At 55.7% G+C, this 14,452-nt stretch carries 14 protein-coding genes and 2 tRNA genes; 9 read left to right on the forward strand and 7 right to left on the reverse strand.

The annotated features are described in order from the left end of the window. Positions 1-2 precede the first annotated feature (2 nt). The gene (locus QQL54_RS02210; protein WP_284387056.1) at positions 3-1,727 is read left to right on the forward strand and encodes a recombinase family protein; all 1,725 of its coding nucleotides are present in this window, start codon (positions 3-5) and stop codon (positions 1,725-1,727) included. 170 nt (positions 1,728-1,897) lie between these two features. On the opposite strand, the gene QQL54_RS02215 is transcribed toward QQL54_RS02210, so the two are convergent. Together QQL54_RS02215 and QQL54_RS02220 are read right to left on the reverse strand one after the other, a co-directional pair. Then, a tRNA-Ala gene (locus tag QQL54_RS02215) sits at positions 1,898-1,973 on the reverse strand. 182 nt (positions 1,974-2,155) lie between these two features. Continuing rightward, the gene (locus QQL54_RS02220) at positions 2,156-2,659 is read right to left on the reverse strand and encodes an FYDLN acid domain-containing protein (protein ID WP_284387057.1); all 504 of its coding nucleotides are present in this window, start codon (positions 2,657-2,659) and stop codon (positions 2,156-2,158) included. Between the two features lie 156 nt (positions 2,660-2,815). Between QQL54_RS02220 and aroA the strand changes: the two genes are divergently transcribed. The 3 genes from aroA (at position 2,816) to QQL54_RS02235 (ending at position 6,552) form a co-directional block, all read left to right on the forward strand. Further along, on the forward strand, positions 2,816-4,132 hold the full coding sequence (gene aroA / locus QQL54_RS02225) for a 3-phosphoshikimate 1-carboxyvinyltransferase (RefSeq protein ID WP_284387058.1): 1,317 nt from the start codon (positions 2,816-2,818) through the stop codon (positions 4,130-4,132). Positions 4,133-4,276: 144 nt separating this feature from the next. Beyond that, positions 4,277-5,659, forward strand: a complete 1,383-nt coding sequence (lpdA, locus tag QQL54_RS02230) for a dihydrolipoyl dehydrogenase (protein WP_284387059.1) — start codon at positions 4,277-4,279, stop codon at positions 5,657-5,659. Positions 5,660-5,745: 86 nt separating this feature from the next. Then, positions 5,746-6,552, forward strand: coding sequence for an SDR family NAD(P)-dependent oxidoreductase (locus QQL54_RS02235; protein WP_284387060.1), 807 nt, complete (start codon positions 5,746-5,748; stop codon positions 6,550-6,552). 91 nt (positions 6,553-6,643) lie between these two features. Here QQL54_RS02235 and QQL54_RS02240 read toward each other — a convergent pair whose 3' ends face one another. Further along, positions 6,644-7,300: a DUF1013 domain-containing protein gene (locus tag QQL54_RS02240; protein WP_284387061.1), complete on the reverse strand. Its 657-nt coding sequence runs from the start codon at positions 7,298-7,300 to the stop codon at positions 6,644-6,646. A gap of 168 nt (positions 7,301-7,468) precedes the next feature. On the opposite strand from QQL54_RS02240, the gene QQL54_RS02245 reads away from it, so the two are divergent. After that, positions 7,469-7,666: a DUF1192 domain-containing protein gene (locus QQL54_RS02245; RefSeq protein WP_284387062.1), complete on the forward strand. Its 198-nt coding sequence runs from the start codon at positions 7,469-7,471 to the stop codon at positions 7,664-7,666. Positions 7,667-7,757: 91 nt separating this feature from the next. After that, positions 7,758-8,318 (forward strand): protease adaptor protein RcdA, encoded by a 561-nt coding sequence (rcdA, locus tag QQL54_RS02250; RefSeq protein ID WP_284387063.1) that lies wholly within the window; start codon positions 7,758-7,760, stop codon positions 8,316-8,318. Between the two features lie 53 nt (positions 8,319-8,371). On the opposite strand, the gene QQL54_RS02255 is transcribed toward rcdA, so the two are convergent. Then, positions 8,372-9,814, reverse strand: a complete 1,443-nt coding sequence (locus QQL54_RS02255; protein WP_284387064.1) for a linalool dehydratase/isomerase domain-containing protein — start codon at positions 9,812-9,814, stop codon at positions 8,372-8,374. A gap of 219 nt (positions 9,815-10,033) precedes the next feature. Between QQL54_RS02255 and QQL54_RS02260 the strand changes: the two genes are divergently transcribed. Further along, positions 10,034-10,933: a WecB/TagA/CpsF family glycosyltransferase gene (locus QQL54_RS02260; RefSeq protein WP_284387065.1), complete on the forward strand. Its 900-nt coding sequence runs from the start codon at positions 10,034-10,036 to the stop codon at positions 10,931-10,933. On the opposite strand, the gene QQL54_RS02265 is transcribed toward QQL54_RS02260, so the two are convergent. Genes QQL54_RS02265 through QQL54_RS02275 form a run of 3 tightly spaced genes read right to left on the reverse strand, consistent with a single transcriptional unit; the run spans position 10,930 to position 13,870 of the window. Further along, entirely contained in the window at positions 10,930-11,280 is a 351-nt protein-coding gene (locus QQL54_RS02265) for a cupin domain-containing protein (protein ID WP_284387066.1), read from the reverse strand. The genes QQL54_RS02260 and QQL54_RS02265 overlap by 4 nt on opposite strands. Continuing rightward, positions 11,277-12,314 (reverse strand): Mrp/NBP35 family ATP-binding protein, encoded by a 1,038-nt coding sequence (locus QQL54_RS02270; protein ID WP_284387067.1) that lies wholly within the window; start codon positions 12,312-12,314, stop codon positions 11,277-11,279. Before QQL54_RS02270 ends, QQL54_RS02265 begins: the two co-directional genes overlap by 4 nt. Beyond that, a complete protein-coding gene (locus QQL54_RS02275) occupies positions 12,311-13,870 on the reverse strand; it encodes a hypothetical protein (RefSeq protein WP_284387068.1) in 1,560 nt (519 codons plus the stop codon). Before QQL54_RS02275 ends, QQL54_RS02270 begins: the two co-directional genes overlap by 4 nt. Positions 13,871-14,020: 150 nt before the next feature. Here QQL54_RS02275 and QQL54_RS02280 point away from each other — a divergent pair. Next, positions 14,021-14,095: transfer RNA gene (locus QQL54_RS02280), tRNA-Val, on the forward strand. Positions 14,096-14,191: 96 nt separating this feature from the next. Continuing rightward, on the forward strand, positions 14,192-14,452 hold the full coding sequence (locus tag QQL54_RS02285; protein WP_284387069.1) for a hypothetical protein: 261 nt from the start codon (positions 14,192-14,194) through the stop codon (positions 14,450-14,452).

A 14,452-nucleotide genomic window follows, 5' to 3' on the forward strand; every position in this document is an offset into this window, starting at 1 on the left:
TAATGACGACTTCAGCCCCAACGACTCTTCGATGCGCGGTCTATACCCGCAAGTCTCATGAGGAGGGTCTAGACCAAGACTTCAACTCCCTCGATGCACAAACGGAAGCCTGTCGGGCCTATATCCTGTCTCAAGCTGGCTTGGGCTGGCAGCTAAGGGACGGGGAGTATAGCGATGCCGGGATCTCGGGTGGCCATATGGATCGACAGGGGTTGCAGCGTCTCATTTCGGATATTGAAGCCGGGCTGATTGATGTGGTGGTCGTTTATAAGGTGGATCGCCTCACAAGATCTCTGTCTGACTTCTCTCGGCTGGTGGAGACCTTCGACCAGCATCAAGTGTCGTTCGTATCTGTGACTCAAGCCTTCAACACGACCACATCCATGGGACGACTGACACTCAATGTGCTGCTCTCCTTCGCTCAGTTCGAACGAGAGGTCACAGCGGAGCGGATCCGAGACAAGATCGCGGCCTCAAAGGCCAAAGGCATCTGGATGGGAGGCCTAGTCCCGCTGGGGTATCGGAGTAAGAACAGAAAGCTCATCATTGAAGAAAGGGGAGAAGACCGCCCAGACGGGTGGGGGGAGGCCGAGACCGTCAGAGCCATCTTCTCCCTCTACTTACGGCTCAAGTCCGTCCGACAGGTCAAAGAAGCGCTCGATAGGGAAGGCGCGCTCTCAAAAAGACGCGTGACAAAGACAGGGAAAGTCTCAGGCGGCAAGCCTTTCTTCCGAGGGCACATCTACACCATTCTGAAGAACCCGATCTATGTCGGGAAGATCGTTCATAAAGGCGAGGTCTATGACGGCGAGCATGATGCCATCATTGACCAAGAGACTTGGGACCGTACCCAGGCGCTGCTTAGAGAGAATGCACCCAATCGAATGAGAAGACGCTACACCAAGACCACAGCCCTGCTAGCTGGACTGCTTGAAGATGCAGATGGGCACCCCTTAGTTCCTCAGGCCTGCACGACAAGAGGGGTGAAGTATCATTACTATGTCAGTCGGAGGCTGAAGACCGGAGATGTGGACAGCGGGTGGAGACTCAGACGAGACACGATCGAATCGACTGTCTTGACGATCCTGAAGGGTCACTTCGCTGACGACCTGAAACTTTTTCTACTTCTAAGGCTGGATGAGATCGACGTCACAACCCGGCAAACCATCATGCACGCATCAAAGCTCCTAGCAGCCGCCTTAGCAAAACCGACCCAAGAGTTGATGCATCAGCTCGTCGAACGAATCGTGCTGGAGGCTAACAGCGTGACCATACAGCTCTCGAAAGACGGTCTACTCTTCCACCTACCAATTGATGAAGAACCAGAGAGTTGGACACACTCCAACCTCTTGATCCAAGAGGACATCGTCCTGAGGAGGCGGGGACAAGAGACGAAGCTCGTTCTAGGCGCAAAAGACGAACCCGCATTTAATCCTGACGAGGCTCTGATCCATTTGATCGCCAGGGCGACGCTACTCCGGGAGCAGCTAGAGTCAGGTGAGATCACATCGCTATCGGAGTTCGCGGAAGTTCAAGGCCTCGACCCCAGCAACATGAACAAGCTCGTTCCGCTCGGATATCTGGCACCCAGCATTCTCGACGAAATTCTCGAAGGTCGCCAGCCAGAGCATATGTCGAGTCGGTCCTTGCAGCGCATGACCGATCTTCCCTTAGAATGGGACGCCCAACGCAATCATCTGGGCATGCACTCTGCATCACCACACTGAACCAACGGGTCACCAAAACTGCCTTGTAAGACTGTCTCGCGAAATGGTGCTAGAAAGCCAGGTCATGCGAGGTTGGCGGACGTTGGATCCGTCTCGATCTCCGTTAACTCACTGAAACTACTGTATAGTTCTGGCAAAGCCGAGTTCAGGGTGTTCACAGGGGAGAGGACTGGTGGAGCCTAGGGGAGTCGAACCCCTGACCTCTTGCATGCCATGCAAGCGCTCTACCAACTGAGCTAAGGCCCCGTCCATTGGCTGTCCGGTGGCACCGGATGGCCGACTGATCGGGTCAGTCCTGTCTATGCCCAAAGCAACGCCTTGGGCGGCTTGAGGGCGGCGCGTCATAAGACTGCGCCGCGCCGAAGGTCAAGCGAGTTATTGCGACGGCGCGAAGGGAAACTCACCCTCACGCGCTGACCCGGTGTATCTTACGTGTCGAGTTCGATGTCGTCGTCGTCCTCATCATCGTCATCATCGTCGTCGCCTTCTCCGGGCGGAAGATCATCTTCATCATCATCGTCAGCAACTAGGGCTGCGTCTTCATCTTCGTCATCTTCAAGATTACCGAAGTTCGGATTTTCTTCGTCGTCGCTATCGCTCACGCCGCCAATAACAGCCGCATCGTCACCATCGAGTTCGAGCTCTTTTGCTTCTTCCTCTTCTTCGTCGATATCTTCTTCATCGACTTCGGTGGCTTCTGTGTTCTCGTCTTCATCATCTTCGTCTTCCGGATCGGGTTTGGAAGACTTCAGCTGAGACGCGGGCGCGCTGCCCTGTTGATCCAGTTCGACCGGATCAAAGCTGTTCTGACACATCGGACAGACGGCTGGATTATTGTTGAGATCGTAGAACTTCGCTTCGCATTCGGGGCAAGCGCGTTTTGTGCCAAGTTTCTCGGCACGTTCTTCTTTTTTGGACTTGGCTGCGGCCATGATCGGATTCGCCTCGGGCTTAGATGGACGGTTCCGCCCTTTGCTGACTTGCAGTTAGGACGGGTCGGGCCTACGGCCCTGCTCCAGATGAATTGGCGGGTCTTTAGCGGTCCCGCGAACGCTGTCAACACGCACGACCGGGAACACACAGTGAGCATGCCCCAAACTGACAAACATGACGCCAAAAGCTGCGCGAGTGGAGCCCTGAGCGGACACATAACTGCACCGGGCGATAAGTCGATCTCGCACCGGTCCATTATATTGGGCGCGATGGCGTCTGGCCGCACCACGGTGACGGGTTTGCTCGAAGGCGATGATATTCTTGCCACAGCCGGTGCGATGCGCGCACTGGGCGCGACTGTGACCCGAACGGACGAGGGCGGTTGGACAATTGACGGCGTCGGCACCGCAGGCTTGCGATCGCCTGACAGTATAATCGATTGCGGCAATGCTGGAACCGGTGTGCGCCTTATTATGGGGGCGGCCAGCGCCTATGGGTTGGAAGCGACCTTCACGGGGGATGATAGTCTGCGGTCCCGTCCGATGAACCGCGTGCTGGACCCATTGCGTCAAATGGGTGTGCAGGCCGAGGCGCAGGATGGCGGTCGGTTGCCCTGCACGATTCGCTCTACTGGTAAGCTGACAGCGATCGATTATGCGCCGCCCAAAGCTTCCGCTCAGGTCAAATCTTGCGTGATGTTGGCGGGTCTTGGCGCGAAGGGTCGCACCACAGTGCGTGAGCTTCACCCGACGCGGGACCACACAGAGACGATGTTGCGCGCCTTTGGTGTCTTGGTTCATTGTGAGGGAACGGAGGTCTCTATTGACGGCCCTGCAACGCTGAGCGGCACCCATATTGATGTGCCGGGGGATCCCAGCTCGGCGGCCTTCGCTATTGTTGCCGGTTTGATTGTGCCCGGATCCGATGTGGTTGTGGAAGGCGTGATGATGAATGCGCGCCGCACGGCGCTTTATGATGCGCTTCTGCAGATGGGCGCGGACATTACCTTTGAAGATGCGCGCGAAGTCGGTGGTGGCGAACGCGTTGCTAACATCCGGGCGCGCTACTCGCGTCTCACGGGGATTGTTGTTGATCCGGCGCGCGCCGCTGACATGATCGATGAATATCCGATTTTGGCCGTCGCCGCTGCTGTTGCAAAGGGCGACACAGTCATGAACGGTATCCATGAACTGCGGGTCAAAGAAAGCGACCGGATCGCGGCCACGGTGGCTTTACTGCGCGGCAATGGCGTTCAGGTCGAAGAACGTGAAGACGGTCTAACTGTGACAGGTGGCAGGGTCCCCGGCGGCGGGACGGTGCAAACGCATCACGATCACCGGATCGCGATGAGCGGACTGGTATTGGGTTTGGTTAGCGAACAGGGCGTTAGGGTTGACGATGCCAGCATGATTGCGACGAGCTATCCAGACTTTTTTGATCATATGCGAACGCTCGGCGCAGATATGGGTTGACGGTGTGCAGCGCTGCAAAACGCAACATCTTGCCTTTCAGAGCCCGTTTGAGGCGGCCTCAAGCCATTGAGTTTATGACGAGCGCGGCCTAAACGGCCCGCCGCAACCTCATTTCGCCCAGCCCTTTCCTTTCGGAGACCCGACATGGCCGACATTTACGACGTAATCATTATTGGCGGTGGGCCAGGTGGCTATAATTGCGCCATTCGCTGTGGCCAGCTGGGTCTGAAAGTCGCGTGTATTGAGACGCGCAAGACGCTCGGCGGAACCTGCCTCAATGTGGGTTGTATCCCGTCTAAGGCATTGCTGCACGCGACAGAGCTCTATGAGACGGCCGGTAAAGATTTCGCCGCCATGGGTATGAGCGCCAAAGTCAGCGCTGACGTTCCGAAAATGATCGAAGCTAAAGACAAAGTCGTAACAGGTCTGACGGCTGGCATCGAATATTTGTTCAAGAAGAACAAAGTCGATCATATTCGCGGCTTCGGCAAAATTGTTGGCAAAGGTAAGGTCGACGTCGACGGTAAGACTTACGACACCAAAAACATCGTCATCGCGACTGGGTCCGAAGTGGCATCGCTACCCTTCATCAAAATTGATGAGAAGAAGGTCGTCTCTTCGACAGGCGCACTGGAGCTGCAAAGTGTTCCCAAATCAATGATCGTCATCGGTGGCGGCGTGATTGGGTTAGAATTAGGTTCGGTCTGGCGTCGTCTCGGCGCAGAGGTGACTGTGATCGAATATCTCCCGCAAATCCTGCCTGGTATGGACGAAGAAATCCGTAAAACCTCGGCCCGAATTTTCAAAAAACAGGGCATGAAGTTCGAACTGGGCCGCAAAGTTACGGCTGTCGACGGCAAGGGCAAGACGGTTAAAATTGAGTCTGAAGCGGCTGCGGGCGGCAAAGAGAAGTCTTTCGAAGCCGACGTCGTCCTTGTGGCGATTGGCCGAAAGCCCTTCACAGATAACCTCGGCCTGGACACCGTTAGTATCAAGACGACGGATCGCGGGTTTATTCCGACGGATCATTGGAAAGCAGCGGAGGGTATCTATGCTGTTGGTGATGTGATCGAGGGGCCGATGCTGGCCCATTTGGCCGAAGAAGAGGGCGTCGCGGTCGCAGAAACGATTGCCGGACAATCTGGTCATGTGAATTACAACGCTATTCCCGGGGTGGTCTATACTTTCCCAGAGATCGCAACCGTCGGTAAAACGGAAGAAGAGCTGAAAGAGGCCGGCGTGCCGTATAAAGTCGGCAAGTTTCCGCTGACAGCGAATAGCCGCGCGCGCTGTAATCATGAAACGGATGGTCTGGCTAAGATATTGGCGCATGCCGAAACGGACGAAATCCTTGGCGGTCACATTATTGCGCCGGGCGCTGGCGATATGATCCACGAGATTTGTCTCGGCCTAGAATTTAAAGCGTCATCCGAAGATATTGCCCGCACATGTCACGCCCACCCAACCTTATCCGAAGCCGTCCGTCAGGCGGCGATGGATGTCGAAGGCTGGGCAATGCAGATGTGATTTTCGCGAAACACAGTTTCTTGAAAATCATGGAGCCAATCGGCCGACAGGCCGACTGTCATTAATCTCATAAATTTGGAATCATCATGTCAGACAGAGTCATCATTGTTACTGGGGCCGCCAAGGGTATCGGCTTAGCCTGCGCTCAACGCCTCGTGCAGGACGGCCACCGCGTCGTGCTCACGGATATGGATACCGATGCGGGCTTTCGTGCTGCGAAGGATCTGGCGTCGGATAATGATCGGGCCGTTTTCATCGAATCGGATGTGTCAGACCCGCTCAAGGTTCATAATCTAATTGCCGAAACGCTCTCATCCTTCGGCCGTATTGATGGTCTTGTGAACAATGCCGGTATCGCCATCAAGGGCGGGTCGCTCGATATGTCGATTGAAGATTTCGACCGTAATATCGCCGTCAATTTGCGCGGTCCGTTCCTCGTCAGTCGCGCCGTCGCGCAGCATATGGTCAAGGAAATCGAGGACCGGGACGACCGCTCGCGTCTTAACGAGCGTCCCTACGCCATCGTCAATATGTCGAGCATCAATGATACGGTCGCGATTCCGGATTATCTCGCTTACACCGTGTCTAAGGGCGGTTTGCGCCAGATGACTCGTGGGATGGCGATTGAACTGGCGCCCTATGGCATTCGCGTCAATGCGGTGGGACCAGGTTCGATCAAGACAGAAATGTTGGCTAAGGTGAATGCCGATCCAGCAGCGATGAATAAAATCTTGTCGCGTACGCCGCTCGGGCGTCCGGGCCTGCCGGACGAAATCGCATCCGTTACGGCTTGGTTATTGTCGGATGAAAGCAGCTACATTACGGGGCAATGCATCTATGCCGATGGGGGCCGATTGGCGCTTAACTACACCATGCCAGTTGCAGACGCGTAGGCGAGGCCGCTGACCATCAAGTTTAAAAGGGGCCCGTGAGGCCCCTTTTTATATGCAATCATGTCTCGGTGCTGATGCTCCGATCGAAGCGTTACGTGTCTTGTGGTTTGAACAGGTTTGCCAGCGTTAGGTCGGCTTTGGATGTTTCCTCGATCGGCTCTGGCTCTGGTGCAGGTTTTAGCGTTTCTCCGCCTTCAACTTGGTTCTTCGCATCTTCCTTGGCTTTCTTCTCAGCCGCGACCTTCACGATGGCGTCGAGATCGACTTGGCTGCAAAGACCCAAGCTGACCGGGTCTTGCGGCTGGATCGTGTTGATTTTCCAGTGTGTGCGCTCGCGGATCGACTTGATCGTCGGTTTTGTTGTGCCGATCAGCTTGCTGATCTGCGGGTCGGAGATTTCAGGGTGATTCCGTACGAGCCACGCAATAGCGTCCGGACGGTCCTGACGGCGCGATAGCGGCGTGTAGCGCGGTCCGCGTTTTTTCGGTTGGGGAAGCTCATCCGCATCGAATGTGTTAGGCTTCATCGCGTAATTTGGATCTTTTTCGGCTTTCTCGATCTCTTCACGTGAGACTTGGCCGTTGGCGATAGGGTCTGCGCCGCGAATGCCCTGACCGACATCGCCATCCGCAATGCCTTCGACTTCTAGAATGTGCAGGCCGCAAAACTCGCTGATCTGTTTGAAGCTCATCGCTGAATTATCGATCAGCCAGACGGCGGTCGCTTTCGGCATCAAAATTTGTGTCATACTACTCTCTCCTTCGATATGGCGCGCCATTGTGTTTCGCCCAAAGAAAAACCCCGCTCACTGCGGGGTCGGGGCGTCGATTTCGGCGCGCTCACCTTATCGACAAATTGATAGTTAAGCGGTTAGAGCGGAATTGGCAAGGGATTGGGGCACGAGAGGGTCGAGAGTATGGATGAATTAGCGCCAAAACTGGACGATGCGGCTACGTACAGGATCGGAGACGACCTCTACGGCCTGTCTGTGCATGAGCTGGACGCGCGCATTCTTGCCTACGAAGACGAAATCGAGCGCTTGAAAAGCGAACTCGATAAGAAAAACCGTGAGAAACATGCGGCAGACGCCCTGTTTTCCAAGAAGCCAACATAAGCACATGATTCGTTTTGGGTTTTGCGAAGAAATGGCGCGCCACTTGCAAACCTCTCTATTCGCGATACACCTGATGCCTCCGGAATGATTCATGACACCTGAACGAAAGCCTGCCGTGCCTGCTTTGCGCGATCCGATGACTAGCCAGGGGGAAGACCGTTTGTTGCAGTTCACACGGTCTGAACTGTTTGCGCGGACCTTCCGTGAAGGCATGGATATGGTTGAGGAGACAGCGGCCTATCTGGATGGCCCTGGTCGTGAAGATTCTAAACGTTTACAGCGCGACGATGCGCTCACCTATGCCTCGCAATCCATGCGCCTGACGACGCGCCTGATGCAGGTGGCCAGTTGGCTCCTCGTTCAACGCGCACTCAAAGAAGGCGATATGGGCCTGACCGAAGCCCGCGCCGAAAAATATCGTCTTGTGCCTGAAATTCAGTCTGAGGGCGATTTGTCCTTTTCCGACATTGCTGATCAAGCTTACGGCTTGCCATCTCGCCTGCTCGATTTGAGCGCGAGGTCGAAATCAATCTATGAGCGAATCATGCGTTTGGACCGATCGCTTTACGGCACCATCGCCGCGCAAACTGGCAATACCGTCGCCGACCAAATCCAACGTCTGGAAATCGCCTTCGGTCGCGCTCAGCGCTAACGCTTTGCTGACGGCCTGACGGTCCAGCCGGACTGACGGGCTTAACTTTCCGACTACTGAAATTCGTGCGTGTCGAGTTTTTCGATACTACACCCATTTTGCGCCGCCGAATCTGGGGTGCAAACATCAACCGCGTCTTTCGCCGCTCGCATTCGGATCGACTCATAGTCCCCCCAAAAGCAATTAGGGCAGGCTCGGTCGTTGAGGCTTGATTGGGGTAGGGGGTTACGCCCATCATTCATCTGGTAAACCCTAGCGGGCAATAGATCGTGCCATGTCAGATCGCTTGTATCGGGTATGGATGACGGTCGCTCATGTCCCCAATCGTGATTAAGGATTTCCTCCCAGCCGACATGCAGTTTTGCCGCCAGAACGACGCCGTTCATGAGGACGCTGTTTTCATCCGCATACATCGCCCCGCCGTCAGGGGCGGGGCCGAGATGTCCGGCTTTGTCAACAGAGTTTCTGAGTTTCCCAAACAAGGTCGGGTCATCGAATTCCTTGGCCGCCCAAAGTCCGAATAAGTGCGCAACTTGATTGCGGGACGGATTGCTGCGCAGGTCGCCTTTGATAGAGGCGTAGGTTGGGCCGTAACCCAGCACCAGATTATCCGTGAAGCTTTGATATGATAGCTGCATGTCCTCTGGCAGGAACGGGCGCAGAAATGTTAGCGTCCAAGCGTTAGCGTAGCCTGAGATGTCTTTCACCACCACGTCCTGTTGCGGGTGATAGGACCGATAAAATAGCCCCGTATCGTCGTCCCGCATCCGGTCCATCATGAAGTCCAACGTCCATTGGACTTCGGTTTCCGTATAATCCGTGCCGTAGAGCCGATCATAAATGTTCAGGCTCATTATGCCGATGGCATTGCATTCGACATACCAGGCATTGGGCTCGCAGGTGACGCCTTCATACTCGCCTTGATGGTGCAGGCGCAGTTCTTCGGCTAATCTCTCGGTCAGCCACGTATATTCACGTGCATAACGATCATCCCCTGTGGTCAGTTGGTAGAGCCCGTACATGAGGTTTAGGTGGCCCTTATACATGATGTTCTGCGCGGAAATCGGATCACTGCCAAAGCCCCGGTCCGTGAAATCTCCCCAGACGCGTCTGGACTTCATTTTCCAAATCATTGTGTCGAATAGCAGGCGGTACTCATCCTGACTGTCAGGATCGATCATCATCGCCGATGGAATACCGTAAGCGGAAAAGGCAATGGTATATTTCCAGAAATCTTGCATCTCTGGATTCCAACCCGTGAAGTCATCGCCCGTATTTGCCATCCGGTCATACATTTTCCGGACTCGGATCATTTGGCCGACTTCGTCAGCCTGAAGAACCCGGCTCGATACTGGCTCGAAATAGTGATCAGGGTTCGGCATTCCGATCGGTAAAATGAGGCGGGCACTCAAGCCGATCAACACACAGATGATCGCCAAGCCCGCCACCTTAATAGCGAATAGTCCGCGTCTGGATTGGCGTGACCGTTCCCGCATGTCCCTGATACTCCCCTTGAGACGCTGTACTAGCGACCTCCGAACTCCGTATTCTTTCTGAGTCCAGCCCACATTCGAAGGTGGCTTGATGTCGGTTCATCGATGAACAGTCTAAACATGTCGATGCCCCTCATGGTAAACATTGGCTGAACGGATCGCTAACGTGATTTTCACGGTGAGTGGGTAAGACCTGTCTTTCAACGGGAAGGGCGGAAAATCGTGAACGCACTCAACACACCCATCGTCGGGCCGGATACTGTCACTCCAATGGTCCCTCCAGCGCAATTGCGTGGACGGTATGACCGACAATATATGGAACAACTGAGCCGCGGTGAAGTCATTGATTGGCGTGTCAATCCGCGGTCTTATGAATTCATTGGCACGGTGTTTGATCCGCTGACGCCGATACAAACATTGCAACGCGCAAAATGGATGACGACCGGGCATAGTTTCCGATATATTGTCACGCCCAATGTCGACCATTTGGTGCGGTTGGCAAGCGACCCTGAATTTTACCGCCCACTCTATGAGGCTTCTTGGCTGTCCGTCTGCGACTCGCGGATTCTGGAAGGTCTGGCTCAACTATCTGGTCTGCCGCTTTACGCAGTTCCGGGGTCGGATCTGTCACAGCAACTTTTCGATAACGTGATCACGGCACAAGATGAGATCACTGTAATCGGGGCAGATCGTGAGATCGTGAATCGCGTCAAAGCCCGTTACGGTCTGACCAAGGTCAGTCATCATATTCCGCCGATGGGCTTGCGCAATAAGCCCGAGGCAATTGCCGAGTGCGCCCGCTTTGTCGCTGAAAACCCAGCACGCTATGTGTTTATTTGCGTGGGTAGTCCACAACAGGAATTGGTCGCCAAGGCATGCCTTGATCGGGGCGATTGCGTCGGGTTGGGCTTGTGCGTTGGGGCTTCGCTCGACTTTATCGGTGGACGCGTCTCTCGGGCGCCCAAATGGATGCAGGAATCCCGACTGGAATGGCTGTATCGCCTCGGCGCGGAGCCAAGACGCCTATGGAAACGCTATCTGGTCGTGGGTCCAAAGATATTCTGGCTATGGCTGAAGTGGAGCCTGACGTCACGCAAGGCGATGAAGCAGAGCCTAGGCTAAACAACATCGTGATCCGTACGATCACCGTGACTGGGCGGGGTCGAAATCACGATGAAATGTAGGTCTGTTGCACCAGTATTGCGGAGCTGATGGCACTGTCCGGCAGGCACATGCAGGCCGTGTTGCGATCTAATAAAATAGGTCACGCCCTCAAGCATAATCGTCGCTTCGCCAGACAGAACGAAGAAAAATTGTTCAGCCCGTGCATGGGTATGTGGCGTTTCGTTCGCTCCAGGAGGAACGCGTTCTTGTATGACGCTCAGCGCTTCTGACTTTGCTAGATGCCATCCATCACAGCCGTGACCCCAAACATAATGTTGAGCATTGTCGCGCGATACGACACTCATTGAGACCAGCGCGACATCAGGGCGTCGGCGAGAGCAGTATAGCCCTCTCGTGTGCCGCGCATCTCAATAGATAGCGGCAAGCTGCCGAGTTTTGGCGCGTCTAAATCCAGATTACCATCGCCGAATATCCGGTGCTCAGCGCCACAATTTGGGCAGGTGAACAGCGCCATATTTTCGACCCAACCGATTACAGGGATATCGACTTTCCCAAACATGGAGACGCCTTTGCGGGCGTCTAATAGCGCTAAATCCTGAGGTGTCGTGATAATGACGGCGCCGTCCGGCTCTATGTCTTGCGCTAAGCCCAACTGCGGATCGCCCGTCCCCGGTGGCATGTCGATCAGCAATAGGTCCAGCTCGCCCCAATCTGTGTCCCACAACATACGCGCAATGGCGCCCTGAACCATTGGTCCGCGCCAGACAACGGCTTCATCATTGCCTGTCAACAAGCCAATAGAGATGCATTTCACGCCGTCGCTTTCCGCAGGCACGATCAGCCGCCGCCCTTCGACCTCACGCGTCCCGAGCTGCTCAGACAAGCCCAGCAGTGTTGGCACACTCGGCCCATGTATGTCGGCGTCCAACACACCGACACGGTGGCCCTGTGCCGCCAATGCGCGCGCGATGCCAACTGTCACGGTCGATTTGCCGACGCCGCCTTTGGCAGAACTGATGGCGACAGTCTTTGTGACGTGCGCGTCGCCCTGATAGCCATCGGGACGTTTGTTGGGGTGCGGATTGCGATCAGGACGTTGAGGGGCGGCCTGTTTGACTTGCGGCGCTGCGCGGTGGGTCGTCAGCAGGACCGCGACCTGATCAACGCCTGGCAAGCCTGTCAGGGCGGCTTCGGTCTTGTCGCGCAGAGCCAAGCCCTGAGCCTGTGTGATGTCTGGTGGCAGCGCCAGAATGACGCGTAATCGGCCCTCCGCGTGATGGAGGTCGGATAATCGACCAGCGGACACGATATCGCGGTCTGAGACTGGATCGCGAATGGCTTCCAATGCCCGAAGAATAGCAGCCTCAGAATAGCTCACTGTGTATCGGCTCCTGTTTGGCCGCCTGCGAGAGACGGGGCGAGGGTTCGGCTTGGTATGGCACCGACCGAACATCCGCGGTGAACGGTGCCGTCCGGTGCGAGCCGCACGGGTGTTTGTCCGGTCATGCTGATCAGCAGGCTATTATCCGGAAGACGCCCATAACGAACTGGCTGACCAGGCAGCACAGCGTGGCGTCGAATGACAGGGTGTGCGCCGGGCTTGTCAATATCGATAGAGAGAAGCTCGGTCGCGCCGTCTGGCAAGGTCGAGATCGCCCAAGCATTGAGCGGTAAGCGACCCATTTGCTGCGCGACCTTTGGGAAAATTGCGATTGTGTGGCCGCCAGAGAGCAGTGTCGGTGTGTTGTCGGCATTCGCGTACCAGATCAGGGATCCCTCTTGATCATCGCCATAACCTGCCAACCAGCCGCCTGCGAGACTGAGCGCGGACCGCAATAATCCACGGTCGGCACGGCTATAGACGGGCAGAGAAAATTCGGCTGATGGTCGGCGATGATCTAATGTCACGCCTGTCTCAAAAAATGGCAGTCGACCGATCCGCGCGGCAGGATCGAGGGTTTGCCCTAATGTGCATGCCTCCACGCCAATGTCAGACGCGATCTGCGCCGCGCCCGTGAGTGTCGCAAATCGGCGTCGGGTGGTCGCATCGACACGCCCCAGCGACAGGCTTCGGCCCTGTGTGCGAAGAACAGAATCGATCGCAATGAGTCGATCCGTGAGGTCTGGATGAGCGGGGCTTGGCGCCTGCTCGCGGGTGAGTAGAAGAAGGCCGTAAGTCGCCCCGATTTGCATGGCCGGCGAGAGGGAGAGATCGCGAGATGCCTTGCTCAAGACTGCGCTATAACCGCCATTCGGACTTTGCCCATCAAGGCGCGCCATCATCTCGCCAAGTGCCATGGCGTGAGCAATATTTGTCGTCTCGTTCACACTCTCGCGCAATTCGCCTAAAGCTTGTGAGGGGGCGTATGCGTGAAGTGCGCGGTAAGCGAGTTCGGATATATCTGGGTCACCGCTGCGCAACTGGCTGGGTAAAACAGACTGAATATCCCGTGTCGGGAACTTTAGCAGTTGTTTGAGAACCGGCAGGGTTGGCTGCTCCTCGGCTGTGGCTAGCAACCCTAGGAGGGTTTGTGGCGGCAGTCTGACATCACCAGAAAGATGCGTGGCGACCGCTCGTATCGTATCGCGGGTCATTGCGCCCAGCTCCGGATCACTGGACGAGGCCATGATTGAGAGCTGCGCGATCAGTGCCGGTGAGTTTGAGCGTGCTAAAAGATCAGCAGCATTGGCGCGAGCGTCAGGGTTGCGGTCGAGAAGGCGAAGCAGTTCAGCTTGTCCGCGGCTTCCATAGCGCGCGAATTCGGTCGCGAGCAGATCATAATCGAAACTATCATGCGGATGACGTTCAATAATGGAGACGCATTGTTCAAGTGTTTGGCAGACGCGTTTTTCGGCGCGTGTGAGCGGGTTTGCGGCTGCCGCGACGCTGTGCACTGTCGTCGCCGTCAATAGAGCTATGAGAGCCGCCTTCATTATGCTGGCTTAGACCTCACATCGTCCTCCGGCAAGCAAGGCACAGCAGGGTGAATAGAGGTCTTGTCAGGCCCAAATCGCCCGACTATAGGCACGGCCTTCCAAGCGTTCTGAGACAGTGTCTGGGAATGCTAAGAACATCCGTGCGTGGGGCGATTAGCTCAGCGGGAGAGCACTACATTGACATTGTAGGGGTCACTGGTTCAATCCCAGTATCGCCCACCACGGACTTCTCAGACTTAAGAGATTCAATGGGTTTCGTCGGCCGCGAGGCGCGGCGTTTTACCGCTGAGCGCCAAGGGCGATCATCAGGAGGCCGATGTGACCGATAAGAAGCCAGAAAAACCTGTCACGCTCGCAGACTATATTCCGCCTGAGTCTGAGCCCGCGCCAAAGACTCGCGGGTCGAAGAAGAGTGACCGCGATCGATTGAAGCAACTCGAACGCGAGGCTTCGGAAGAGAAGCGCACAGTGTCGCCCCGTAAGAAACGACGCGTCCGAGTGAAAACGCGCGGCAATAAATTCGTAGTTTTCCTTTGGGTCGCGGTTCTGATCGGTTTTGCGCTGATTTTCGGCGATTGA

This window comes from Algimonas ampicilliniresistens (genome assembly GCF_030159955.1).
GTDB lineage: Bacteria > Pseudomonadota > Alphaproteobacteria > Caulobacterales > Maricaulaceae > Litorimonas > Litorimonas ampicilliniresistens.

Excerpts from the sequence above, each read along its gene's own strand:
- QQL54_RS02265 (WP_284387066.1), bottom strand. The coding sequence starts at position 11,280 with ATGAGTGTCGTATCGCGCGACAATGCTCAACATTATGTTTGGGGTCAC.
- QQL54_RS02255 (WP_284387064.1), bottom strand. The coding sequence starts at position 9,814 with ATGCGGGAACGGTCACGCCAATCCAGACGCGGACTATTCGCTATTAAG.
- QQL54_RS02210 (WP_284387056.1), top strand. The coding sequence starts at position 3 with ATGACGACTTCAGCCCCAACGACTCTTCGATGCGCGGTCTATACCCGC.
- QQL54_RS02245 (WP_284387062.1), top strand. The coding sequence starts at position 7,469 with ATGGATGAATTAGCGCCAAAACTGGACGATGCGGCTACGTACAGGATC.
- aroA (WP_284387058.1), top strand. The coding sequence starts at position 2,816 with ATGCCCCAAACTGACAAACATGACGCCAAAAGCTGCGCGAGTGGAGCC.
- QQL54_RS02275 (WP_284387068.1), bottom strand. The coding sequence starts at position 13,870 with ATGAAGGCGGCTCTCATAGCTCTATTGACGGCGACGACAGTGCACAGC.
- QQL54_RS02220 (WP_284387057.1), bottom strand. The coding sequence starts at position 2,659 with ATGGCCGCAGCCAAGTCCAAAAAAGAAGAACGTGCCGAGAAACTTGGC.
- QQL54_RS02240 (WP_284387061.1), bottom strand. The coding sequence starts at position 7,300 with ATGACACAAATTTTGATGCCGAAAGCGACCGCCGTCTGGCTGATCGAT.
- rcdA (WP_284387063.1), top strand. The coding sequence starts at position 7,758 with ATGACACCTGAACGAAAGCCTGCCGTGCCTGCTTTGCGCGATCCGATG.
- QQL54_RS02235 (WP_284387060.1), top strand. The coding sequence starts at position 5,746 with ATGTCAGACAGAGTCATCATTGTTACTGGGGCCGCCAAGGGTATCGGC.
- lpdA (WP_284387059.1), top strand. The coding sequence starts at position 4,277 with ATGGCCGACATTTACGACGTAATCATTATTGGCGGTGGGCCAGGTGGC.